The 21680-nt window shown below is 67.5% G+C and carries 25 protein-coding genes and 1 pseudogene; 10 read left to right on the top strand and 16 right to left on the bottom strand.

The genetic code is table 11. The features are described from left to right. Positions 1-5 precede the first annotated feature (5 nt). Positions 6-2243 carry an NADP-dependent isocitrate dehydrogenase gene (locus AC3A6X_RS01045; RefSeq protein ID WP_487840425.1) on the bottom strand — a complete coding sequence of 746 codons (2238 nt, stop codon included), beginning with the start codon at positions 2241-2243 and terminating at the stop codon, positions 6-8. Positions 2244-2464: 221 nt separating this feature from the next. Here AC3A6X_RS01045 and AC3A6X_RS01040 point away from each other — a divergent pair, with 221 nt between their 5' ends. Next, positions 2465-3160, top strand: a complete 696-nt coding sequence (locus AC3A6X_RS01040; protein ID WP_487840424.1) for a Crp/Fnr family transcriptional regulator — start codon at positions 2465-2467, stop codon at positions 3158-3160. A gap of 82 nt (positions 3161-3242) precedes the next feature. After that, positions 3243-4127 (top strand): hypothetical protein, encoded by an 885-nt coding sequence (locus AC3A6X_RS01035; protein ID WP_487840423.1) that lies wholly within the window; start codon positions 3243-3245, stop codon positions 4125-4127. A 21-nt stretch (positions 4128-4148) separates the two neighbouring features. Here the strand turns inward: AC3A6X_RS01035 and AC3A6X_RS01030 are convergent, their stop codons facing one another. From AC3A6X_RS01030 to AC3A6X_RS01010, 5 genes are all read right to left on the bottom strand, one after another. Further along, the gene (locus tag AC3A6X_RS01030; RefSeq protein WP_487840422.1) at positions 4149-5084 is read right to left on the bottom strand and encodes an SMP-30/gluconolactonase/LRE family protein; all 936 of its coding nucleotides are present in this window, start codon (positions 5082-5084) and stop codon (positions 4149-4151) included. 46 nt (positions 5085-5130) lie between these two features. Next, positions 5131-6114: a Bug family tripartite tricarboxylate transporter substrate binding protein gene (locus AC3A6X_RS01025; protein ID WP_487840421.1), complete on the bottom strand. Its 984-nt coding sequence runs from the start codon at positions 6112-6114 to the stop codon at positions 5131-5133. Positions 6115-6145: 31 nt separating this feature from the next. After that, on the bottom strand, positions 6146-7072 hold the full coding sequence (locus tag AC3A6X_RS01020; RefSeq protein WP_487840420.1) for an NAD(P)-dependent oxidoreductase: 927 nt from the start codon (positions 7070-7072) through the stop codon (positions 6146-6148). Next, positions 7069-7758, bottom strand: a complete 690-nt coding sequence (locus AC3A6X_RS01015; RefSeq protein WP_487840419.1) for an RraA family protein — start codon at positions 7756-7758, stop codon at positions 7069-7071. The genes AC3A6X_RS01020 and AC3A6X_RS01015 overlap by 4 nt, the downstream gene beginning before the upstream one ends. 115 nt (positions 7759-7873) lie before the next feature. Further along, a complete protein-coding gene (locus tag AC3A6X_RS01010) occupies positions 7874-8857 on the bottom strand; it encodes a Bug family tripartite tricarboxylate transporter substrate binding protein (protein ID WP_487840418.1) in 984 nt (327 codons plus the stop codon). A gap of 140 nt (positions 8858-8997) precedes the next feature. Here AC3A6X_RS01010 and AC3A6X_RS01005 point away from each other — a divergent pair, with 140 nt between their 5' ends. Then, positions 8998-9765, top strand: a complete 768-nt coding sequence (locus tag AC3A6X_RS01005) for an IclR family transcriptional regulator (protein ID WP_487841071.1) — start codon at positions 8998-9000, stop codon at positions 9763-9765. 18 nt (positions 9766-9783) lie between these two features. Here AC3A6X_RS01005 and AC3A6X_RS01000 read toward each other — a convergent pair whose 3' ends face one another. From AC3A6X_RS01000 to AC3A6X_RS00970, 7 genes are read right to left on the bottom strand one after another with little or no spacing between them, the layout of a single operon-like run. After that, positions 9784-10995, bottom strand: a complete 1212-nt coding sequence (locus AC3A6X_RS01000) for an MFS transporter (RefSeq protein WP_487840417.1) — start codon at positions 10993-10995, stop codon at positions 9784-9786. A gap of 10 nt (positions 10996-11005) precedes the next feature. After that, complete coding sequence (gene arsH / locus AC3A6X_RS00995) at positions 11006-11728, bottom strand: arsenical resistance protein ArsH (RefSeq protein WP_487840416.1); 723 nt, start codon at positions 11726-11728, stop codon at positions 11006-11008. A 6-nt stretch (positions 11729-11734) separates the two neighbouring features. After that, positions 11735-12439 carry an aquaporin gene (locus AC3A6X_RS00990; RefSeq protein WP_487840415.1) on the bottom strand — a complete coding sequence of 235 codons (705 nt, stop codon included), beginning with the start codon at positions 12437-12439 and terminating at the stop codon, positions 11735-11737. 9 nt (positions 12440-12448) lie between these two features. Next, entirely contained in the window at positions 12449-12943 is a 495-nt protein-coding gene (locus AC3A6X_RS00985; RefSeq protein ID WP_487840414.1) for an arsenate reductase ArsC, read from the bottom strand. Positions 12944-12946: 3 nt separating this feature from the next. Continuing rightward, positions 12947-13441 carry an arsenate reductase ArsC gene (locus AC3A6X_RS00980; RefSeq protein WP_487840413.1) on the bottom strand — a complete coding sequence of 165 codons (495 nt, stop codon included), beginning with the start codon at positions 13439-13441 and terminating at the stop codon, positions 12947-12949. Between the two features lie 11 nt (positions 13442-13452). Further along, positions 13453-13932, bottom strand: a complete 480-nt coding sequence (locus AC3A6X_RS00975; protein WP_487840412.1) for an ArsI/CadI family heavy metal resistance metalloenzyme — start codon at positions 13930-13932, stop codon at positions 13453-13455. Positions 13933-13952: 20 nt separating this feature from the next. After that, entirely contained in the window at positions 13953-14279 is a 327-nt protein-coding gene (locus AC3A6X_RS00970) for an ArsR/SmtB family transcription factor (RefSeq protein WP_309966232.1), read from the bottom strand. 163 nt (positions 14280-14442) lie between these two features. Between AC3A6X_RS00970 and AC3A6X_RS00965 the strand changes: the two are divergent. Then, positions 14443-14649, top strand: a pseudogene (locus AC3A6X_RS00965) (DUF411 domain-containing protein); the annotation flags it as partial. 111 nt (positions 14650-14760) lie between these two features. Here AC3A6X_RS00965 and AC3A6X_RS00960 read toward each other — a convergent pair. Continuing rightward, positions 14761-16023 carry an MFS transporter gene (locus AC3A6X_RS00960; RefSeq protein ID WP_487840411.1) on the bottom strand — a complete coding sequence of 421 codons (1263 nt, stop codon included), beginning with the start codon at positions 16021-16023 and terminating at the stop codon, positions 14761-14763. A gap of 63 nt (positions 16024-16086) precedes the next feature. Between AC3A6X_RS00960 and AC3A6X_RS00955 the strand changes: the two genes are divergently transcribed. The 6 genes from AC3A6X_RS00955 to AC3A6X_RS00930 all read left to right on the top strand — a co-directional run bounded on the left by AC3A6X_RS00955 (position 16087) and on the right by AC3A6X_RS00930 (position 20722). Then, positions 16087-17073 (top strand): chromate resistance protein ChrB domain-containing protein, encoded by a 987-nt coding sequence (locus AC3A6X_RS00955; RefSeq protein ID WP_487840410.1) that lies wholly within the window; start codon positions 16087-16089, stop codon positions 17071-17073. A 428-nt stretch (positions 17074-17501) separates the two neighbouring features. Further along, entirely contained in the window at positions 17502-17897 is a 396-nt protein-coding gene (locus AC3A6X_RS00950; protein WP_487840409.1) for a hypothetical protein, read from the top strand. Positions 17898-17960: 63 nt separating this feature from the next. Continuing rightward, the gene (locus AC3A6X_RS00945) at positions 17961-18293 is read left to right on the top strand and encodes a hypothetical protein (protein ID WP_487840408.1); all 333 of its coding nucleotides are present in this window, start codon (positions 17961-17963) and stop codon (positions 18291-18293) included. 1 nt (position 18294) lies between these two features. Continuing rightward, a complete protein-coding gene (locus AC3A6X_RS00940) occupies positions 18295-18501 on the top strand; it encodes a hypothetical protein (RefSeq protein WP_487840407.1) in 207 nt (68 codons plus the stop codon). A 126-nt stretch (positions 18502-18627) separates the two neighbouring features. Further along, positions 18628-19593 (top strand): hypothetical protein, encoded by a 966-nt coding sequence (locus tag AC3A6X_RS00935; RefSeq protein WP_487840406.1) that lies wholly within the window; start codon positions 18628-18630, stop codon positions 19591-19593. Between the two features lie 82 nt (positions 19594-19675). After that, positions 19676-20722 carry a lysylphosphatidylglycerol synthase domain-containing protein gene (locus tag AC3A6X_RS00930; protein WP_487840405.1) on the top strand — a complete coding sequence of 349 codons (1047 nt, stop codon included), beginning with the start codon at positions 19676-19678 and terminating at the stop codon, positions 20720-20722. On the opposite strand, the gene AC3A6X_RS00925 is transcribed toward AC3A6X_RS00930, so the two are convergent. Next, a complete protein-coding gene (locus AC3A6X_RS00925; RefSeq protein WP_309965676.1) occupies positions 20700-21014 on the bottom strand; it encodes an EthD family reductase in 315 nt (104 codons plus the stop codon). The two genes, AC3A6X_RS00930 and AC3A6X_RS00925, sit on opposite strands and share 23 nt — an antisense overlap. Before the next feature lie 84 nt (positions 21015-21098). Next, entirely contained in the window at positions 21099-21602 is a 504-nt protein-coding gene (locus tag AC3A6X_RS00920) for a hemerythrin domain-containing protein (protein ID WP_487840404.1), read from the bottom strand. Positions 21603-21680: the final 78 nt, after the last annotated feature.

The following is a 21680-nucleotide window of genomic DNA, read 5'->3' as shown; positions in this document are numbered from 1 at the left end:
GGCCCTCAGCACGCCGCGGCAGCCAGCGCCGCGTTGAACGTGGCGCTCGGCCGCATCACCGCCTCGGTCTTGCGCACGTCGGGCAGGTAGTAGCCGCCGATGTCGGCCGGCTGGCCCTGCACGGCGGCGAGCTCGTCCACGATCTTCTGCTCGTTGGCGGCCAGGGTCTCGGCGAGCGGCTTGAAGTGGGCGGCCAGTTCCTTGTCCTCGGTCTGCTCGGCCAGGGCCTGGGCCCAGTAGAGCGCCAGGTAGAAGTGGCTGCCGCGGTTGTCGAGCTGGCCGGTCTTGGGCGAAGGGCCCTTGTTGTTGTCCAGCAGCTTGCCGGTGGCGGCGTCGAGTGCCTTGGCCAGCACCTTGGCCTTGGCGTTCTGGGTCTTGATGCCCAGGTCCTCCAGGCTCACGGCCAGCGCGAGGAACTCGCCCAGCGAATCCCAGCGCAGGTGGTTCTCCTCGACCAGCTGCTGCACGTGCTTGGGGGCCGAGCCGCCGGCGCCCGTTTCGTACATGCCGCCGCCGGCCATCAGGGGAACGATCGACAGCATCTTGGCCGAGGTGCCCAGCTCCATGATGGGGAACAGGTCCGTGAGGTAGTCGCGCAGGATGTTGCCGGTGGCGCTGATGGTGTCCAGCCCGCGGACCACGCGCTCCAGCGTGTAGCGCATGGCGCGCACCTGGCTCATGATCTGGATGTCCAGCCCGGTGGTGTCGTGCTCGTGCAGGTACATCTTGACCTTGGTGATGACCTGCGCCTCGTGCGGGCGGTAGGCGTCGAGCCAGAACACTACCGGCATGCCCGAGTTGCGCGCGCGCGTGACGGCGAGCTTGACCCAGTCGCGGATGGCGGCGTCCTTGACCTGGCACATGCGCCAGATGTCGCCCGCTTCCACGTTCTGGCTGAGCAGCACCTCGCCCGTGTCGAGGTCGGTGATGTTGGCCACGCCGTCCTCGGGGATTTCGAAGGTCTTGTCATGCGAGCCGTATTCCTCGGCCTGCTGCGCCATCAGGCCGACGTTGGGCACGGTGCCCATGGTCCTGGGGTCGAAGGCGCCGTGCCACTTGCAGAAGTTGATGATCTCCTGGTAGATGCGGGCGAAGGTGCTCTCGGGCATCACGGCCTTTACGTCCTTCAGCCGGCCGTCGGCACCGTACATCTTGCCGCCGTTGCGGATCATCGCGGGCATCGAGGCATCGACGATCACGTCGTTGGGCGAATGGAAGTTGGTGATGCCCTTGGCCGAATCCACCATCGCCAGCTCGGGGCGATGCTCGTGGCAGGCGTGCAGGTCGCGCCGGATCTCGTCCTGCGTGCTTTGCGGCAGCGTGCCGATCTTGTTGTACAGGTCGACCATGCCGTTGTTGACGTTCACGCCCAGCTCCTCGAACAGCTTGGCGTGCTTCTCGAAGGCCTCGCGGTAGAAGATCTTGACGCAGTGGCCGAACACGATGGGGTGCGACACCTTCATCATGGTGGCCTTGACGTGCAGCGAGAACATCACGCCCGTCTTGTGCGCGTCCTGGATCTGCCGCTCGTAGAACTCGAGCAGTTCCTTCTTGCTCATGAACATGGAGTCGATCACCTCGCGCTCGAGCAGCGACACCTTCGGCTTGAGCACGATGGCCTTGCCGCTCTTGGTGATCAGTTCCATCTTCACGTCGCGCGCCTTGTTCAGCGTCATCGACTTCTCGCCGTGGTAGAAGTCGCCGCGGTGCATGTGCGAGACGTGCGAGCGCGAGGCCTGGCTCCATTCGGCCATGCTGTGCGGGTTCTTGCGTGCGAATTCCTTCACCGCCTTGGGCGCACGGCGGTCTGAGTTGCCTTCCCGCAGCACCGGGTTCACCGCGCTGCCGATGCACTTGTTGTAGCGCGCGCGGATGTCCTTCTCCTCGTCCGTCTTCGTGCTCTCGGGGTAGTCGGGGATCTTGTAGCCCTTGTCCTGCAGTTCCTTGATGGCGGACTTCAGCTGGGCCACCGAGGCGCTGATGTTCGGCAGCTTGATGATGTTGGCTTCGGCCCGCAGCGTCAGCTTGCCCAGCTCGGCCAGGTTGTCCGGCACGCGCTGCGCTTCGGTCAGCGCTTCGGGAAACTGCCCCAGGATGCGGCCGGCCACCGAGATGTCGCTGGTGGCGACGTCGATGCCCGCCGGCGCGGCGAAAGCCTGGATGATCGGCAGCAGCGAGGCCGTGGCCAGGCGCGGTGCCTCGTCGGTGAGGGTGTAGATGATTTGGGAGCTTGCGGCGGTCATGGCGGCTTTCGGGTGGACTGAACAACAACGCGTTGTCACGGAACGGACGGCGTGACGAACGGGCGCAAACTTTAACAAATGAGGCGCGGCGCGGACGGCGCACCCGGGAATGCCCGGGCAAGGCCTGGCCCCGATGGCCGGGAAATCCCGAATCGCGGCCTCGCTCGACAACAGGCGCATACGCGAGACAAGATGGCGTGGCCCCTTTTGGAGGAACGCTGATGCCAACGCTTGCACTGTTCGACACCGCGATGACCGCCCTGACCACGGCCTTGGCAACGCCGATGGGGATCGTTGCGCTCTGCTCGGCCGGTGTCGCCGGCATGCTGGTGATCGTCAGTTCCTTCGTCAAGACCATGATTCCCCTGCGCTGCCTGGCGATCGGCGGCAACCTGGGCTTCCTGATCTACGGCGCGCTGCATCCGTCGTTGATCCTGGTGCTGCTGCACGGCGCGCTGCTGCCCATCAACATCTTCCGGGCGGCCCAGATGGTCCGCCTCACGCGCCGCGTGCGCGTCGCGGCAGCGACGAACGACTTCTCCGGCGTCTGGCTGCGCCCTTACATGCGCCGGCGGCGGCTGAGGAAGGACGCCATCCTGTTCCGCAAGGGCGATGAGGCCAAGCGCCTGTATTTCCTCGCCGAAGGGCAGATCGAGTTCGTCGAGATCGGGCAGACCATGGAGGCCGGCCGGCTGTTCGGCGAGATCGCGTTCTTCGCGCCTGACAAGCGGCGCACGCTGACCGCCCGGTGCGCCACCCCCTGCACCGTGCTGCAGATGGACGAGTCGACTTTCAAGACGCTCTACTTCCAGAACCCGGCCTTCGGATTCGAGGTCGTGACGCTCGTTGCCGGCCGGCTTATCGCCGACCGGCAGCGCCTGGAAGACCGGCTCGCGGCAACCAACCCGGCAACCTGATCCGTCCGCCCCCGGCGCAAACAACCTCTTGCAAATCAAGGACTAGCCAGACGCCCGGGCCAGCGTGACAATGCGCAACATCATGAAACCCGCGACAACACTTCGCCGGCTGGCGCTGTGGGTCTTGTTCCTGATCGTGCCGCTTGCCGTCCAGGCGCAGACACAACTCGGGAGCGCTGCGGCCTTGCGGGCCAAATACGACGCCGTCCACACGCAGATCGACAAGAACATCTTCGGGCGGCCGCTGGTCCTCGAATCGACGGAAGCCTCCGGCCAGTTGAGCGGCGACATCTTCGCGGTGCTGAACCACCCCTTCGAACAGGTGAGCGCTTCCCTGAGCCAGCCCGGCGTCTGGTGCGACGTGCTGATGCTGCACCTCAACACCAAGTACTGTGCACCGCGCGGGAGCGGCAATGCCAGGTCGCTCGCCGTCTCGGTCGGCCGCAAGTTCGACCAGCCGCTGTCGGAGGCGACGCGCGTCGACTTCATCTGGCAGCCGCCGAACATCGGCGACGACTACCTGAGCGTGCGGCTGAGCGCCGACAAGGGGCCGCTGTCGACCCGGGACTACCGCATCGAGCTCGAGGCGACGCCGCTGGGCAACGGCAAGACCTTCATCCATCTCGGCTACGCCTACGCCTACGGGGTGGCGGCGCGCATCGCGATGCAGGGCTATCTCTCGACCATCGGCTCGGACAAGGTGGGATTCACCGCGACGGGCAAGGACTCCGCGGGCGAGCCGACCTACGTGGGCGGCGTGCGCGGCGTGGTGGAGCGCAACACGATGCGCTACTACCTGGCCATCGACGCCTACATGGACGCCCCCAAGCAACTGCCGCAGCGCCTCGCGGCCTGGTTCGACAGCACGGAGCGCTATGCGCGGCAGCTGCACGAAGTGGAGCGCGAGGACTACCTGACCATGAAGCGCAACGAGTACAAGCGGCTTGCCAGCCCCTTGCCGGAGTAGCCGCTTCAATCGCCGATCGAGCTACGGAAGCCTGGCAGCTCGGGCTGCATGAGCCTTCATGCCGGGCACATCGAGCGCCGTGCGCAGAATCGTGCCCGTCGTGGATTCCGTGCAGTAGAGCACTGTGCGCAAGGGCCCACCAAAGGCCAGATTCGTGAGCGACATGCCTTCCGTGCTGCGCAGCACGATCACCGGCTCCGCGCGATGGTTCAGCACCCACACGTACCCCAGGCCCGGGTTCGCAACCAGCAGCCGGCCCGCTTCATCCATCGCAAGCCCGTCGGGCCCGCTCGGACCGTAGGAGGTGAAGAACTGGCCGACCTTGGCCACGCTGCCGTCGGGCATCAGCGGCGCCCGCCACACGCAGTTGCCCCGCGTCGCCGCGACGAAGAGCACGCGCTCGTCCGGCGAGAGCGCGACGCCGTTCGGGCTCGGGACGTTGCTCAGCAGCAGATCGAGGCGACCCTCCGGCGTCAGCCGAAAGACCCGGCCCGCGGGCTCGTGCATCCCGCTCTGGCCCTGGTCGGTGAAGTACAGGTTGCCGCGGGAATCGAACACGAGATCGTTCACGCCCCGAAAGCGCTCGCTGTTGCGGCGCTCGAGGTAGGGCTTGAGCGCGCCGCTGACGACATCCAGCGCCATCAGGCCGTTCTTGTAGTCCGTGATGATGAGCGTGCGCTCATCGGCGAACTTCATGCCGTTGGGCTCGCCGTCGAATTCCGAGACCAGGTCCCATTCGCCCGCAGGGTCGATGCGGAAAACGCGCCCCCACGGAATGTCGGTCACGTAGAGGTTGCCGGCCGCATCGAAGACCGGGCCTTCCAGGAAGGAATCGACCGGCGCTCCGCCCCGGTTCGCATCGGCCCATGCGCTGCGCCGGCCGGTTCGGCGCCAGCGCTCGGGCATGCGCGTGAAAACGTCCAGGTCGCGGACTTCGGGGGGCTGGAGCAGCAGCATGGTTCGGGCTCCTCAGGGATTCGCGGCGCTTGCGGAGCGCCTCCGGCTATTGTTTCTCGACCTTGGCGGCCGCGGCCACCTTGCTCCACAGCTGCGTGTTGTCGCGCAGCATCTTCGTGAAGGCATCGCCGGACACGACCGAGGGCACCGCGCCGAGGTCGGCAGAGAACTTCTGCACGTCGGCACTCGCCATGGCGGCCGCGATCTCCTTCTGCAGGCGCTGCATCACGGGCGCCGGCGTTCCCTTCGGCGCCCAGAGCCCGGTGAAGTTGATGACGCTGTAGTCCTTGATGCCGGCCTCGGCGAAGGTCGGGACCTCCGGGAGCGCGGCCAGGCGCTTGTCGCCGCTGATGCCCAGCAGCCGCACCTTGCCGCCCTTGACCTGCCCCATCACCCCCGGCGTGGAGGCGATCTGGAAGTCGATGGTCCCCGAGAGCAGGGCGAGCGTGGCCTCGCCGGCACCCTTGAAGGGAACGTGCGTCACGTCGATCCGGGCCGCACTGGCCAGGGCCTCGGTGGAGAAGTGCGGCGTCGTGCCTGCGCCGCCGGTGCCGTAGTTGAGCTTGCCGGGGTTCGCCTTCGCGTAGCCGACCAGGTCCGGCAGCGTCTTGAAGCGCGACTCCGAGCCCACCACGAGCGCCATCGGCGCGAAGTTGAAGGCGGCGACCGGCATCAGGTCCCGCTCATGATCGAAGGGCAGCTTGCTGAAGACGTGCGGCAGGATCGAGTAGGTCGTGTCGTTCGCCATCAGCGTGTAGCCGTCGGGCGCGGCCTTCGCGACCTGCTGCGCGCCGATGGTGCCGGTCGCGCCCGCCTTGTTCTCCACGAAGAAGCTCTGGCCCGTCTGCTCCGTGAGCTTCTGGGCGACGCGGCGCGTCACCTGGTCCACCGCGCCTCCGGGCGGATAGGGCACGACGATGCGCACCGGCTTCGAGGGATAGTCCCCCTGCGCAAAAGCCGCACCTGCGGCTGCATAGATCGCCGCCGCGGCCAGGGCGACCGGGATGGTCTTGCTCGAAAAAGCGCTCATTGAATGTCTCCTGATTCCGATCGAGGGGTGTTCAGGCGGGCGCCTGTTGCTTCGCCAGGACTTCGAGTGCGTTGCTCGCAGCGGCGACCCCCATGTTCACGTACGCATCGCTGGTCACGCCGCCGATGTGCGGGCTCAGCACGAAGCCCTTCTCGCCCTGGAAAGGGTGCCCGGCAACCATCGGCTCGACCGCGAAGCTGTCCAGGCCCGCTGCCAGCACCTGGCCGGACTTCACGGCGGCGAGAAGCGCGTCCTCGTCGATCAGGCCACCGCGGGCCGTGTTGACCAGGATCACGCCGCGCCGGGTCTTCGCCAGGGTGCCCGCATTCACCAGCTGGCGGTTGTCCTCGGTCAACGGGCAGTGCAGCGAGATCACATCGGCCTCGCGCCAGATCGCTTCCAGGTCGACCGCCTGCACGTACTCGGGCAGGTTCTTCGCGAAGGGGTCGAAGCCGATCACCCGCATGTCCAGCGCATGGGCCATCCTCGCAAAGCGCAGGCCGATCGCGCCGAGCCCGACCAGGCCGACCGTGCGGCCGCCCAGCTCCAGGCTCTTGTGCGTCGCCTTGTCCCAGTGCCCGCCGTGCATGCGCGCATCGAGCGAGACCACGGACTTGGCGCAGGCGAGCATCAGCGCCAGCGCCTGCTCGGCCACGGCTGCGGCGTTGGCGCCCGCTGCCGCGACGACCTCGATGCCGCGCGCCTTGGCCGCTGGCTTGTCGATGGTGTCGGTGCCGCTGCCGTGCTTGGAGATCACGCGCAAGGCAGGCGCCGCATCCATCGCCGCCGCGCCGACCTTGCTGTAGCGCACGATGATGGCGACCGGATTGTGCTTGGCGCACAGCGCCACCACGTCGTCCTCCGTCGGCGTCTTGCCGGCGAAGATCACCTCGTGCCCTTCCAGAAGTTCGAGTGCCTGCGGGGCGAGATCCGCACCGGTAACGAGGATCGCGCTCACAGCGTCTCCCCTTCCTTGAGCACGCCCGCCGCGCGCAGCGCGCCGTCGAGCCAGGCGGCGGCCGTGTTGCCGTCCTTGATCGCCGCGATGCGCTTGCTTTCGTCCTGCACCTTCTTGCGCGCGGCGCCGATGAGCGACGCGATCTTCTCGCGCTCCACGACCATCACGCCGTCGCCATCGCCGATCACGAAGTCGCCGGCCCGCACGGTCACGCCGCCCACCGTCACCGGGTGGCCGATGCGGCCGCCGATGTTCTTCGTCGGGCCGTTGGGATTGGTGCCGACCGAGAAGACCGGATAGTCCATCTCGTCGATCTCCAGGCTGTCGCGCACCGCGCCATCGACCACCACGCCGGCGATGCCGCGCTGGCGGCACGCGGTCATCATGATGGTGCCCATGAGCGCCGAGGTCTGGTCCGCCTTGCCGTCGATCACGAGCACGTCGCCGGGCTTGGCCAGCGCGATTGCCGCGTGGATCATCAGGTTGTCCCCGGGCCGCACTTCGACGGTCAGCGCGGGGCCGGCCAGCTTCATGCGGGGCCGCAGCGGCTGGATGCGGCCGTGCAATGCGCCGCGGCGGCCTGCGACGTCGGCAAGAATCGCCGGCTGGAATTCGGAGGCCTGCTGGACGATGTCGGCAGGAACGCGTTCGAAGTCGCGAATGATCTCGGGCAATGGGGTGCTCATGATGGGTCTTTCGGGTGTGAGAGGTGGAAGGCGGGCGCAGCTGCGCCTCGCCGAGTCGTGCATGCGCTGCCGACGGGCGTTTCCGGCAAGCCGGCGATCGGGTGGTGGAGGGCCGTTAGTCGACCTTGGCGCCCGAGTCCTTGACGACCTTGCCCCAGCGCACGATGTCGTCCTGGATCAGCTTGCCGAACTGCTCGGGCGTGCCGCCGAGCACGTCGGCGCCCTGGCCCTCGAGCTTCTTCTTCACTTCGGCGTCCTGCAGGGCCTTGTTGAAGGCGACATTGAGCTTCGCCACCGCGTCCTTCGGCATCGCCGCCGGGCCGGCGATGCCGAACCAGGTCACCGCCTCGAAGCCCTTGTAGCCGGACTCCGCGACGGTCGGCACATTGGGAAGGTCGTTCACGCGCTTGTCCGAAGTCACCGCGATGGCCCGCATCTTGCCGTTGCGGATGTGACCGATGAGGGTGGGGATCGACGACATGTACATCTGGATCTGGCCGCCGACGAGGTCGGTCGCGCCTTGCGCCGCGCCCTTGTACGGCACGTGCGTGAACTTGACCCCGGCGATCCTCTGGAACTGTTCGGCGGCCAGGTGGGCCACCGTGCCACTGCCGGAGCTCGCGTAGTTGATGGCTTCGGGCTTCGCCTTGCCGGCTGCCACGACATCGGCCAGCGTCTTGTACGGGGAATCCGCGGCGACCACGAGCACCAGCGGCGAGCTCGCGACCAGGCCGATAGGCGCCAAGTCCTTCTGCGGGTTGTAGGGCAGCTTCGAATACAGCGTGGGATTGATGGCGAGGTTGCTGGTTTGCCCCAGCACGATGGTGTAGCCGTCCGGCGCGGCCTTGGCCGCGGCGTCGACGCCGAGGTTGCCGCCCGAGCCGGGCTTGTTGTCGACGACCAGCGTCCAGCCCTGCTGCGTCGCGACCTTGTTCGCGACCTCGCGGGCAATGATGTCGGTGCCGCCGCCGGCCGGGAAGGGCACGATGAGCTTGATCGGCCGCGCAGGATAGGCCTGCGCCAATGCGGCGCTGGAGGCGAGGGAGAGAGCGACGAGCAGCGCGGCGCGGCGGGAAGGGTTGAGTCTCGAGAGGGCCAAGTTTTGTCTCCGATTGGTAGTAGTGATCCACGGTCATTGCCTGCTTCAGGCTTGGACGAACTGTAGGTTTGTGTTCCGATACGTACAATGGTGTTGCACCAGGTGGACCACGAACCATGCCGCGAACCAAAGCCAGCGAGATGCCACAACAGCACGATGCGGGCGCATCGCCCGAAGCCGACGAGCCCGCCGGCGGCGTCACCGCCGTCACGCGCGCCCTCCAGCTGCTCGAGGCCTTCGGCATGCAGGACCAGCGCCTGTCGCTGGCGGAGCTGACGCGCCGCAGCGGCATGCACAAGACGACGGCGCTGCGCCTTCTGCGGACGCTGGGCCACAGCGGCTATGTGGTCCAGCGCGACGATGGCGAGTGGCGCCTCGGGCCGGCGGCCGGCTGGCTGGGCGCGCGCTACCAGGCGGCCTTCGACGTCAACAACGTGGTCGAGCCGATGCTGCGCGAGTTGACGCAGACGACCGGTGAGAGCGCTGCGTTCTACGTGCGCGAAGGCAACATCCGCACCTGCATCGTCCGGGTCGAGGGACCGCAGCCCATCCGCCACCATGCACGCATGGGCTCGGCCCTGCCGCTCGACAAGGGTTCGCCCGGACGGGTGATCCTTGCCTTTTCGGGCGAGCCCGGCGCCTTGTACGAAGAGATCCGGAAGCGGGGCTACCACTTCTCCATCGGCGAAAGAGAAAAGGGGGTGGCGACGGTGTCTGCGCCGGTCTTCGGCCTCAACTGGCGCCTGCTGGGCTCCGTCTGCATCTCGGGCCCTGCCGAACGGCTGCCGAAGAACAAGCTGGTTCGACACGCCAAGACGATCATCAAGGCGGCGAACCAGCTGTCGTATGCGCTCGCAGGAAGCACGACGCCTCAGACGCCGAGGGTGGTTTCAGCGTGGCATCCATAGCCCACGCAGCACCAGACGCTACTGCCTCGTCGTCGCGCCACGGGGAAGGACAAGGAGAGCGCCGAACGCCGCCAGCCCCAGAACGGCTGATAGCCAGAGGGCGCCTGCGCCCCATCGGTCGAGGCAGAGGCCGAAAGCCAGGGGTGCGAAGGCCTGCGCGACGCGAGCCGGCACCATCAGCAGCCCCTGCCGCTCGCCATAGCCGTGCGGTCCGAACAGGACGAGGGGCAGGGTGCCCTTGGCGATGGTCAGGATGCCGTTGCCCGCGCCGTGCAGGATGCCGAACAGCGCTGCCACCGGTGCGCCTGCCATCAGCAGCGCCGCGGCCCCGACCGGGTGGGCCAGTGCCGCCATGCGCGCGGACAGCAGCGGGTGGACCCGCCGAAGGAAGCCGAACTCCAGCAGCCGCCCGGCGACCTGCGCAGGACCGACGAGCGCACCCACGGCAACCGCCATGCCGAGCGTGGCGCCACCGGCCTGGAGCAGGCGAGGCAGGTGCGCCGCCATGGCCGTGCTGATGAACCAGGTTGCCGCGAAGACGAAGGCCAGGAGGCCGGCGGCGAGGCGAACGCGCGGCTTCGTGCCGCCGTCGGCGGAGGCGGCATCGGGCGAGGCCTGGGCGCCATCCTGCGCCATGCCCGGCGCAGCAATCTTGGGCAGCGATGCGTTCAGCGGCAGTCCCAGCAGGAGATGGAGCGCGGCCCACGCGAGGCAGGCGCCACGCCATCCGAACTGGGCCTCGAGCAGGGTCGACAGCGGCCAGCCCACCGTGCTGGCGAAGCCCGCCAGCAAGGTAATGCCTGTGATGGCGCTGCGCGAATCACGCCCGTAGAGGCGAACCAGGGCGGAGAACGCCGCTTCGTACAGCCCGGCTCCCATGCCGATACCGATGAGGGTCCAGGCGGCGAAGAGGCTGATGGGCCCCTGCGCGGCGGCCAGTGCCGCGAGGCCGGCGGCGAAGAGGAGGCTCGTGCCCATCAGGACGGGCCGGCCGCCCCATCGGTCGATGGCCCGCCCGGCGTAGGGCCCGAGCAGCGCCGACACGACGAGCGCAAAGGAGAAGGCGCCGAACACCGTCGACACCGAGACGCCCAGATCCCGCGCCATCGATGCCGCGAGCATCGCCGGCAGGTAGTAGGACGACGCCCAGGCCAGCGTCTGCGCCATGCCCAGGGCAGCGACAACGCCGGTGCGCGCGTCGATCCTCATCCCGCTGAGCACGTGCGGCATGGTGCCGGATTCAAATGGTGTTCTGATTGACCCGCTTCGACAGTTCGGCGGCGCTTTCCTTGCGTTCGCTGTACCGGTCGACCAGGTAGGGGGCGAGGTCGCGCGTCAGTAGCGTGAACTTGAACAGCTCTTCCATGACATCGACCACCCGGTCGTAGTACGCGGAGGGCTTCATCCGGCCTGCCTCGTCGAACTCGAGGAAGGCCTTGGCCACGGAGGACTGGTTGGGGATGGTCAGCATCCGCATCCAGCGGCCGAGCACGCGCATTTGATTGACCGCGTTGAACGATTGCGAGCCGCCCGACACCTCCATGACCGCCAGCGTCTTGCCCTGCGTGGGCCTTACGGCGCCCAAGGCCAGCGGAATCCAGTCGATCTGCGCTTTCATGATGCCGGTCATGGCGCCATGCCGTTCCGGCGAGGTCCACACCATGCCCTCGGCCCATTGCGCCAGCTTGCGCAGTTCCAGAACCTTCGGATCGGTGTCCGGAGCGCTGTCGGGGAGCGGCAATCCGGTCGGGTCGAAGAGCTTCACCTCGCCCCCCATGGCTTCGAGGAGGCGGGCTGCCTCGAGCGTGAGCAGGCGGCTGTACGAGCGTTCCCGCAGCGAGCCGTAGAGCATCAGGAAACGCGGCCGGTGCAGTGATGGTTCGCGCACGACCAGGCGATCGTGCGTCGGCACGTCGAACAGCGCGGTATCGAGGGCCGGGAAGGTGGGCGGGTTTTCAATCACGGCTGGTCATGACGATGAGTGGGAAGTCGCGTCGGTGCTGGTTGCCGCAATGCCTGGCTTCGGAGCGGTGGGACTCAGGGCCTTGTGAACAGCGACCCCGATGCCGGCACCGACAAGCTCGGCAATGACAAAGCCCGGCACGCTGGCCGGGGCGATGCCGGCGAAGCTGTCGCTGAACATCCGGCCGAACGCAGCCGCAGGGTTGGCAAAGGAGGTCGACGCCGTGAACCAGTAGGCCGCGCCGATGTAGCACGCCACCATGGCCGCGACGCGGCTCGCAGGCGCTCTCAAGATGACCAGGAGCAGCCCTGCGGTCGCCACTGCCTCGGCGATCCACTGGCCCATGCCGCTGCGGACCTTCGTCGAGAACTGGAAGATCGTCGCGTCGAACATCGCGTGCGCCAGCCAGGCGCCGAGTATCGCGCCCGCCAGCTGGGCGACGACATAGGGGGCCGCCAGAGCGCGAGGCATCGCGCCGCGCGCTGCCATGACGAGCGACACCGCCGGGTTGAAGTGCGCGCCGCTCACGGGCCCGAACACTTCGATGAGGATGTACAGGCCGCCGACCGTTGCCAGGGTATTGGCCAGCAGAGCGATGGCCACGTTGCCCCCGGCCAGGCGCTCGGCCATGATGCCCGAGCCGATGACCACGGCCAGCAGCAGTGCGGTGCCGAGGGCTTCGGCAAAAAGCTTGCGAGTCGTGTCGCCCAATCTGCTCACCTAGCGCCTTGCGATGTCGTGGAGGGCCCGCTGCAGCTCGGCGTCGTTCATCGAATCGAACGGCAGGCTGAGGAGTTGGAGCATCCGGTAGCCCACCGCCTGGCGCGTCAGCTCGAAGGCCACGCGCTTTCCTTCATCGCCGCCTGCAGCGTTGGATGGATCGGGGTAGCCCCAGTGCATCTTGACCGGACTTCCCGGCCAGTACGGGCAGGTCTCCGCGGCCGCGCTGTCGCATACGGTGATGACGACGCGCATCCCGGGAGCGTCGGGACCGGTGAATTCGTCCCAGCTCTTGCTGCGGTAGCCCGCGGTATCGACGCCGGCGTTGCCCAGTGCCTCCAGTGCGAAGGCGTTGATGCGGCCGCTCGGCGCACTGCCGGCGCTGTGCGCCCGGACATTCTTGCCCAGCACCTTGGCCCAGTGATTGAGCATGCCTTCGCTCAACACGCTGCGCGCGGAGTTGTGGGTGCAGAGGATCAGAACATGGGTCGTCATTGCTTAGCGCTTTCCGATGTCCTTGATTTCGTCGTGAATGGCCATGGCGTCGAGGCGTTCCATCGGCAGCGCGAGCATGAGCTCGATCCGGCGCTTCAGCGTGATGGCGGTGTCGCGGAACTGCATGCGCTTTTCTTCGTCCGTGCCTTCGAAGCTCGCCGGGTCGGCCACGCCCCAATGGGCGGAAATCGGCTGGCCGGGCCAGACCGGGCATACCTCCCCGGCCGCCTGGTCGCAGACCGTGAGGACGAAGTCGAGCCGCGGCGAGTCCGGGGTAGCGAATTCATCCCAGCTCTTGCTGCGCATGCCCTCAGATGGAATGCGCATCGACTTCAGCGTGTCGATCGCGAAGGGGTTCACGGCGCCCTTGGGGTGGCTGCCTGCCGAATACGCATGAAAGCGGCCCTTTCCCAACTCGTTCATCAGGCCCTCCGCCAGGATGGAGCGGGCTGAGTTGCCTGTGCAGATGAAGAGCACGTTGTGTATCTTCTTGATCATTCTGAGTTCCTTTAGCAGCAGGACGATGCGGGCTTGACGGTCAACCCGACCGGCTTGCCCCGGGGTGTGGAGGGCGCACAGCAAGCAGTAGCTCGCGCGTCGGCGGTTTTTGTGCTCTCCCCGAACACCGGGATGCTGTCGAGCGTATGGAAGTGCTCCCACGCGATGCCCTGCGGGTCGGTGACCCAGTGCTTCTCGCTGCGCGAATAGCAGCAACTCGTCTCGCCCTGGTCGAGCAGCGCCATGTCTGCCGCCTGGGCGCGTGCCTTCAGTTCGGCGAGTTCGTCTGCATCGTCCGTCTGGAAGCCCAGGTGGTCGATGCCCGGCGCTCCTCCGCGCGTGGAGATGGCGAAGTTGATGCGCGGGTCCTCGAGCATCCATTTGGCGTAGTCGGCCTCGACCCGTGTCGGTTCGGCGGCGAAAAGCTTCGAGTAGAAGGCAATGCTCGCGTCGAGGTCCTCGACATGGGCGTGAACGTGAAATCTCTTCATGATGGCTCCTGTGGATGAGGTCAGCACTTGCAGTCGTCGGCGGGGTTCTCCACCGCGCAGGCGGCGCCCTGGCAGCAGTTGTCCGTGAGGTAGCCGAGCAGCGCGTTCATGTTGTCGTATGCGGCTCGGTAGATCAGGTTGCGGCTGGCACGCTCCTGCGTCACCAGCCCTGAATTCACCAGTTCCTTCAGGTGAAATGACAAGGTGGCCGGCGGCACGCCCAACGCTTCCTGCATGACCCCAGGCGTGAGGCCAGGCTGGCCGGACACGACCAGGGCGCGGAACACCTCGAGGCGAAGCGGGTGGGCGAGCGCTGCCAGAGCCTGGACAACTTGCTGTGATTCCATCTTTCGAGAATAATGGAAATAAAGAGCGCCAGTCAAGGCGTCTTTTTCCTGGACAGGCAGTTTCGGGCCCATCACGGTTCGTGACGATGCTCCAATGCGGAGTCCCCGAAAGCCGAGGCTGCTTGAATGGCTCATCCAACCGAACCATCAACCCATGAAGTTGGTCGAAGGTTATGTGCTTGAAGGGCATGTTCCTGCAGCTGACGTCAAGCGCCTGCTTGCCGCCAAGCCCCAGGCGGTCGGGCTTGCCGTACCGGGGATGCCAGTGGGCTCACCTGGCATGGAGTACGGCGACCGGAAGGACCCATGCAAGGTCATCCTTGTCGACCGTAAAGGCAGGGAAACCGTCTTTGCCAGCTATCCCGGATAGCCCGATCAAGGGGACGGAACACCTCGAGGCGAAGCGGGCGTTGGTCGTAGAGCCTCGCTGGACTGGAGAGCATCAGCATGAGTGGCGGTGGGCCGTTTTTTTTTTGTCGGATCATTGCCTATCGACCGGACTGCGTCTCATCGCTCGCCAGAGCGCCAAGTCATAGCCGATCTTGAGCACGCCACATGCGATCAGCGGCATCGAGATCCAGCCTGCGGCGAAGAGGGCGCCGCTCAGCGTCGGGCTGAGCGCCGCTGCCAGGTTCCGCGGCACCGCCGTGAAGCTCGCGGCGGCACTGCGTTCCGCCGGCGTCACGACGGCCATGACGTAGGCAGTACGCGTGGGCACGTCCATCGACGACAAGGCGCTGCGGACGAACAGTAGTCCCAAGGCGATCGGAAGGCTCGGCGCCAGCGCAGCCAGCACCAGGCAGATGTTGGCCGGCAGGTGGGTAAAGACCATGGTGTTCAACAGCCCGATGCGCTGGGCGACCCGTGGCGCGGCGAGCTGGGATGCGGCGCTCAGCAGGCCGGTCCAGAAGAAGAACACGCCGGCCTGCGACAGCGACAGTCCGAAGCGCTCGAGCAGCCAGAGCGACATCAAGGCATTGACCGTCAAGCCGCCCGCGAAGGCATCGACGCTGAAGAGCGTTGCCAGGCGCATCACGACTCCGCGCGAGGGCCCCAGCGGCGCCGGGGTGGCAGGCAGGCTGTTCGCGCCGGCGTCGCTATCGGACGACGGCAGCGCGCGATACAGCCAGAGAACCGCCAAGCCGATAGCCGCATACGCCAAGAACATGCCGCGCAGCGCGTGGAGACGCTCCCACTCGGTGTGTCGCACGAACCAGTCCGGCACCGCGGCCGCCAAGGCGCCCAGCGCCGCGCACAACGCGCCCGCGAGGCTGTAGCGTGCGAACAGCGCGGTGCGTGCAGTGCCTTGCGCAGCCGAGGCGAGGCGCGCGTGTTCGAGCGGAAGAAAAACGCTCACGTCGCCCGAGCTCGGGTTGAGCGTGCCGACCACTGCCACGATCAGCAGAGGCCAGAACGATGACAGGCCAGCGAATCCCAACCCGGTTGCCGCCATCAGCAGGGCCGCGCAGCGCAACAAGCGCCCGCCGGGGAAGCGGTGCCCCCACGCGCCCACCGCCAGCGTGGCCAACGCCGAGCCCAGCATCGTCGCCGTACTCACGATGCCGACCTCCAGCGTGCCGAGCCCGATCGCCAGCAGATAGGCCGGCAGCAGCACCGCCATGTAGCCATCGCCGAAGGCGCGCAGCGCCCTGGCGGCGAGCAAGGGCAGCGCTCCGGGATCGACACCCACCGGCAAGAGCCATCCGAGTCCGAAAGGCAGCTGAGACAAGGACTTCGTATTCACCGCGGCTCCAAGGTTTGGATGATTGTGCTGTAGCGATCATGACATAGCTGTATTATTCTCTACATGGAATCTCGGGACGTCTCCGGCGACACCGGCCAGTGGTTATTGCTCATCGTTTCGCTGCCGACCCAGGGCGCGACAGCCCGCATGCGTATCTGGCGCGCGCTCAAGACCCTGGGCTGTGCTGCACTGCGCGACGGCGCCTACCTGCTGCCGTTCAATGCCATGCATCGGGATGCGCTGCAAGAGCTGGCCGACGAATGCACTCGCGAAGGCGGCAGCGCCTGGCTCATGCTGATCGCGCCGGCGAATTCCGCAGACACCGCCGCCTACCCGCAGCTCTTCGATCGCAGCGAGGACTATGCGGCGCTCCTCAGATCGTGGAAGGAAGCAGGCAAGACGCTGGCTTCCATGGGCATCAACGACCTGACGCGGCTCCAGAAAAAGCTGCGCCGCGACTATGAAGCGCTCCTCGCCACCGACTTCTTCCCCAGCGAAGCGAGCCTCGAAGCCGACGCCGCGTGGACCGACATCAGCCGGCGAATCGAGGCCCTGCTGTCGCCCGACGAGCCGCACGAAACCAAGGGCCGGATCCCGCGCCTGAACATCGCCGACCACCAGGGCCGTCTGTGGGCCACACGTCGCCGCCTCTGGGTCGACCGCGTGGCGAGTGCCTGGTTGATCCGCCGCTTCATCGACCCCGCCGCGCGCTTCCAGTGGCTCGCCCGGCCGGCCGACTGCCCGCGCAAGGCCCTCGGCTTCGACTTCGATGGCGCCAGCTTCACCCATGTCGGCGAGAGAGTGACTTTCGAAACTCTGGCGGCGAGCTTCGGGCTGGAGGACGACCCGGCGCTCATGCGCCTGGGTGCGATGGTGCGCTCGCTCGACACGGGAAGCGGCTCAGCGCCCGAGGGGGCGGGCTTCGAAGCCGTGCTCGCCGGCGCGCGCGAACGCCTGCCGGACGACGACGCCTTGCTCGCCGAGATCGGCGGCGTGCTGGATTCGCTGTACGCGCATTTCGAGCGCGAAGCGGCTCGCGCCAAAGCCTGAGGCACACGTCCCGTGACCGACTTCGTCACCGCCGCAGCTACGGGTGTCAACAGAGTGGCGCGCCGCACCCTCTGGTAGCTCGTGCGCTTCATGCTCGGTTCAGTCCGAAGCGCAGATTGAATAGCGTCTGATCAGGCTGATCCAGTGGTGCGGCAATCCGCCCGCAGCTCCATCGGCTGGAGGAGCCGTGCGGCAAATGTTCGCCAAGCCCAGCGCGTGTGCCGACGCAGCACCCCTTTTGCTACTCTCTCCCGCCCATCGTCCCTTGTCCATGGGGCGGTTTCCCTCGAGCCGCGGTCGTGATCGGCAAGATCACCTGTTCGAGCCAGGCCCGCTGAGCACGGACACGGCCGGTAAAACTCGCCGCGTCCGACAGATCGCATCCACCTGGCGGGTTAGAAGAAGGGCAATCTTTCAAGGAGCCCCATATGCCGCAGCACGCGATCTTCCTCCGTTCGTCGCTCACCGCACTGCTCTGCGCGGGATGCCTCTTCAGCGTCACCGCCTGGGCGCAGGGCAGCGGCGCGCAGGTGCAGCGCGACCGCGCCGCCTGCGATGGCGTCCAACAGGATCGCGAAGCCTGCCGCCGCGAGGCGGGCGCAGCGAAGCAGGAATCGCAGCGCGGCGGCCTGACGCCGGGCGACCAGGCCGAGCAGAACGCCCTGGCGCGCTGCCAATTGCTCCAGCCCGCAGCCGACCGCGCCGATTGCGAAGCGCGCGTCAGGGGCGCCGCCACCAGCACCAGCGGCAGCGTGATGGGCGGCGGCGTGATCCGCGAGACCGTCACGCCGGTGCCGGCACCGGCGCCTTCGCCGTCGCGCTGAAGCGGCGCTGCGCCGCTTCCTCTCCTGCAGTGGATTCCGACGAACTTCTTCGAGAGGCCCCACATGAAAATCGAAACCTTCCACACCCGTCCTACTCCGCAACAGGCCAATCCCGATGCGGAGACCCTGCCCATGCCCGTCGCCGGCAACGACATCGGCCACGGGCCTTCGCACGTCGACGATGCGATGTACACGAAGGCGCCGTCGAGCCTTCACCGCACCTGGGACAAGGTGCGCGCGACCATGACCTCGCTGCCCGAGCGCGCGCGGCAAGCCAAGGCACAGGGCGAGCAATACGTGGCCGAAGAGCCGGTCAAGGCCGCGATGATGGCGGCGGCCGGCGGTGCCGCGCTGGCCATGATCCTGCGGGCCGCAGCCCGACGCGGCAGGCACTGAGATGCGCAATCCCCGGGTGCAGAAGAACCCTTTGCTCAGCGCCTGGCTGAGCGCCGCAAACACCGTGACCGGTGCCGCGCGCGGGTACGCGAGCGCCGAGATGCATCGGCAAATGGCCGCGGCGCAGGCCGAGATGACGCGGCAGATGATCGACTTCTGGAGCGGCAAGGCGCTGATGCCCGCCACCCGCAGGAAGAAGCGACGCTGAGCCGGAACGTCGCAGCGTCCCCGACATCCACCGGGAACTCGTCGAATGCATCTCTTCCCTCCGACTGAGGATTGACGCGAACCAAGGCGAAAGCCAACATGCGCCGGCCTGAGTTCGGAGGGACCCATGTGTCAAGGAATCCAACAACTGCTTCGGCAGTGGGGGCGCGCGGCTGCGCCGGTGGTTCTCATGCTGGCGGGAGCTTTCGTGCATGGCCAGGGCCAAGGCCAGGTCGCCGCGCCGTCGCCCGCGGCTTCCGAGCCCGCGGTGGAGGCGCCAGCACCGGTCCCCTTGCCGCGTGCCAGCGAGCCGGCCAGCGCGCCCGTGCAGCCGGTGGTGCCCCCGCCTGCGGTGACGCCGGTCATGCCGGTCATGCCGGGGCAGGGCATCGCCGGACCAACCTGCCCCGTCTGCCCGCCCGCATTGCCGGCGGCCGATGTCCAGCGCCTGCTCGACGCAGCCACCACGCTGCAGACGACGGCCAAGGAGATGAAGAAGGACGATTCCGTCTTCGGCAACATCTTCGTCAACGTGCTGAGCAACCGCATCGACAGCTGGCTCTTCGGGAAGGGCGAGCAGAGCCGCGGGGCGGTCGCGCTGGTCGCCGCCTTGTGTACGCTGGTCGTCGCCCTCATCAAGCTGTGGCTGGCCTTGCGACTGCCAGGTAGGGATTCGGAGCCTCCGTCCCGGGGCCGTCGCATCGCGGAGGTGACGCTGTCGGTGTTTCTCTGTGTGGCCGCCGGATTGGGCGTGCTGGCCGTCTACTCGGCGCGACAGGCCGCTGCCGTGACGGTGGAGGTGAGCGAGCCCTTGACGAAGGAGCTTGCCGCGTGCCGGGCCGAGCTTCAAAGCGCCGGCTCGGCGGGGCGTGCGGCGCCGGTGCAGGCCGGCGCCTCGCTGGAGGAGATCCGGCGCGTCGAGACGGCATGCACCGCGAATGCCAAGGACGTCTCCACCCGGCTCGACGGCCTCAGGGAACGCGTGGACGAGGTCTACGGCGCGCGGGTGGGCTTCTTCTCCAAGCTCTTCATCTTCCTCGGCTTCGTGGGCGTTGCCGTGCTGCTCTGGCGGGTGCTGGTCGACGAGCCTTGAGTGCGCCCTCGGCATCTGAACCTACGCCAACAAGCGCCGGCCGCAACTGGCCGCACCGGCTGCCCGCGGGAATGATGCGCGCATGCCGAACAGCGATGCCTTGCCCTTGTGCGATGCGCCCGACGCGCCCGATGCGCGACCGGGCTCCGCGGCCACCGGGGCCACGCTCTGGCAGCGCGTGCGCCGCTGGGCCTTGCCGGTGCTGGGGCTGGTCGTGCTCGGCCTGCTGCTGTCGCACGCGCACAAGGTCGACTGGGCCGGCGCCTGGCAGGCGCTCGGGCGCTACTCGCCCTGGCTGCTGCTGGCCGTGCTCGCGCTGTGCACCGCCAGCCATGCGCTGTATGGCTGCTATGACCTGATCGGCCGGCACCATACCCGCCACCGCGTGCCGCGCTGGCGCTGCTGGGCGATCGCCGTCACGAGCTATGCCTTCAACCTCAACCTGGGCTCGCTGGTGGGCGGCGTGGCGATGCGTGCGCGGCTCTATGCGCGGGCCGGGCTCGACGAGGCCACGGTGGCGCAGATTGTCGGCATCAGCCTGGCGACCAACTGGCTGGGCTACGGGCTGGTGGCCGGCTGCGTGTTCGCCTCCGGCGTGGTGCAGCCGCCGGCGCAGGCGCATGTGGGCGAGGGCGCCTTCCGCGCGTTGGGCGTTCTGATGCTGCTGCTGGCGGCGGGCTATGTGGTGGCTTGCGCGAAGGCGCAGGGGCGGCACTGGCGCGTGCGCGGGCGGCGGCTGGAGCTGCCATCGGCGCGGTTGGCCCTGGTGCAGCTCGGCGTGTCGGCAACCAACTGGGCCTTGATGGCCTCGGCCGTGTACCTGCTGCTGGGTGGCAAGGTGCCCTATCTGGTCACGCTGGGCGTGATGCTGGCGGCTTCGATCGCGGGGGTGGTGACGCCGATCCCGGCCGGTCTCGGCGTGCTCGAGGCGGTGTACCTCGCGCTGCTCTCGGGCTCGGTGCGCCAGGGCGCGCTGATGGGCGCCTTGCTGGCCTATCGCGCGCTGTACTACCTGGTGCCGCTGGGCGGCGGGCTGCTGCTCTATCTGCTGCTGGAGCGTTATGCAGGCGCGCATCCGCCGCCGGAGGCCGAAGGCAGCGGGGCGCTCAGCCCACCACCACCTCGCTGATCTGCATCACCGGCTTGAGGTCCGTGTAGTTGGGCACATCGGCCATGATCGCCTTCATGTGCGGGCCGAAGGCCGCCTGGAAGCTCTCCACGGAGTCGCAGAAGATGTGGCACATGCCGATGTAGGGCGCCGGGGCGCCGGGCGCACCGCCCGCCAGGCCCTTGTCGATGGTGTACGACTTGCATGCGTCGCCCATCTTCTCCTTGAGCATGGGCATGTGCTTGTCGCGGTAGTAGTCGTGATCGAACCGGGCGCCTGCGGTGTTGGGGTACATCACGCTGACCTTGATCATGTTTCATCTCCGTGTGAAAGGGCCCGTGAGCATAGGAGATGCCGCAGCGCGTCACAAGCGCCACGCGCGGGTCCGGGTGAAAGCTCAGCCTTTGCGCGAGCCGATGTTCTCGGAGATGGACGACACCACTGCGGCCCATTCCTCATTGGTCAGCAGTTCGGCGGTGTGGGAGTGGAGCAAGGTGTCCTCCTGGTCCAGGTGATCGAGCATCAGGAGGCGGTGCTCTTCCAGCCAGTCCTCGACGGCGGCGGCGGCGGCCGTGTCGCCGGACTCGGCCTGCTTGAGCCGCGACTTCACCTGGGAGAGCAGGGCGTCGCAGCGTTCGCGCTGCTGCTCGAGGCGGCGCAGCAGATCATCGGACTCAGCCGACCTGCCGCGCAGGATCTGAAGCAGGACGGCGCCCTTGGGGCGATGGGTGGCTTCGTCGAAAGTCTGGAGGCGAGCGATCAGCCCGGCGATCGGCGAAGCCGCAGGTCCCGCCCGCTTCCACTCGCCGGTCTTCAGCGCCGCGTCGACCCGCGCCAGCAGCTCGCGCATGCGCGCGTGCTCGGCGCGCAAGATGGCCCACGCGCATTCGGACGCCAACATTTCCGCCCCCTTTGAAACAGTGGCCTCCCCGGGCTTGCCCGGAAAGTTCAGTCATCGCTTGATAACAAGATAGTTCTA

It is taken from the genome of Variovorax sp. Soil_C_12, from assembly GCF_057657375.1.
This window is presented reverse-complemented; position numbering and strand designations above follow the sequence as displayed.

Coding starts and splice junctions, on each gene's coding strand:
- AC3A6X_RS01045 (WP_487840425.1), bottom strand. CDS start 2,243: ATGACCGCCGCAAGCTCCCAAATCATCTACACCCTCACCGACGAGGCA.
- AC3A6X_RS01040 (WP_487840424.1), top strand. CDS start 2,465: ATGCCAACGCTTGCACTGTTCGACACCGCGATGACCGCCCTGACCACG.
- AC3A6X_RS01035 (WP_487840423.1), top strand. CDS start 3,243: ATGAAACCCGCGACAACACTTCGCCGGCTGGCGCTGTGGGTCTTGTTC.
- AC3A6X_RS01030 (WP_487840422.1), bottom strand. CDS start 5,084: ATGCTGCTGCTCCAGCCCCCCGAAGTCCGCGACCTGGACGTTTTCACG.
- AC3A6X_RS01025 (WP_487840421.1), bottom strand. CDS start 6,114: ATGAGCGCTTTTTCGAGCAAGACCATCCCGGTCGCCCTGGCCGCGGCG.
- AC3A6X_RS01015 (WP_487840419.1), bottom strand. CDS start 7,758: ATGAGCACCCCATTGCCCGAGATCATTCGCGACTTCGAACGCGTTCCT.
- AC3A6X_RS01005 (WP_487841071.1), top strand. CDS start 8,998: ATGCCACAACAGCACGATGCGGGCGCATCGCCCGAAGCCGACGAGCCC.
- AC3A6X_RS01000 (WP_487840417.1), bottom strand. CDS start 10,995: ATGCCGCACGTGCTCAGCGGGATGAGGATCGACGCGCGCACCGGCGTT.
- AC3A6X_RS00985 (WP_487840414.1), bottom strand. CDS start 12,943: ATGACGACCCATGTTCTGATCCTCTGCACCCACAACTCCGCGCGCAGC.
- AC3A6X_RS00980 (WP_487840413.1), bottom strand. CDS start 13,441: ATGATCAAGAAGATACACAACGTGCTCTTCATCTGCACAGGCAACTCA.
- AC3A6X_RS00975 (WP_487840412.1), bottom strand. CDS start 13,932: ATGAAGAGATTTCACGTTCACGCCCATGTCGAGGACCTCGACGCGAGC.
- AC3A6X_RS00970 (WP_309966232.1), bottom strand. CDS start 14,279: ATGGAATCACAGCAAGTTGTCCAGGCTCTGGCAGCGCTCGCCCACCCG.
- AC3A6X_RS00955 (WP_487840410.1), top strand. CDS start 16,087: ATGGAATCTCGGGACGTCTCCGGCGACACCGGCCAGTGGTTATTGCTC.
- AC3A6X_RS00950 (WP_487840409.1), top strand. CDS start 17,502: ATGCCGCAGCACGCGATCTTCCTCCGTTCGTCGCTCACCGCACTGCTC.
- AC3A6X_RS00945 (WP_487840408.1), top strand. CDS start 17,961: ATGAAAATCGAAACCTTCCACACCCGTCCTACTCCGCAACAGGCCAAT.
- AC3A6X_RS00940 (WP_487840407.1), top strand. CDS start 18,295: ATGCGCAATCCCCGGGTGCAGAAGAACCCTTTGCTCAGCGCCTGGCTG.
- AC3A6X_RS00935 (WP_487840406.1), top strand. CDS start 18,628: ATGTGTCAAGGAATCCAACAACTGCTTCGGCAGTGGGGGCGCGCGGCT.
- AC3A6X_RS00930 (WP_487840405.1), top strand. CDS start 19,676: ATGCCGAACAGCGATGCCTTGCCCTTGTGCGATGCGCCCGACGCGCCC.
- AC3A6X_RS00925 (WP_309965676.1), bottom strand. CDS start 21,014: ATGATCAAGGTCAGCGTGATGTACCCCAACACCGCAGGCGCCCGGTTC.
- AC3A6X_RS00920 (WP_487840404.1), bottom strand. CDS start 21,602: ATGTTGGCGTCCGAATGCGCGTGGGCCATCTTGCGCGCCGAGCACGCG.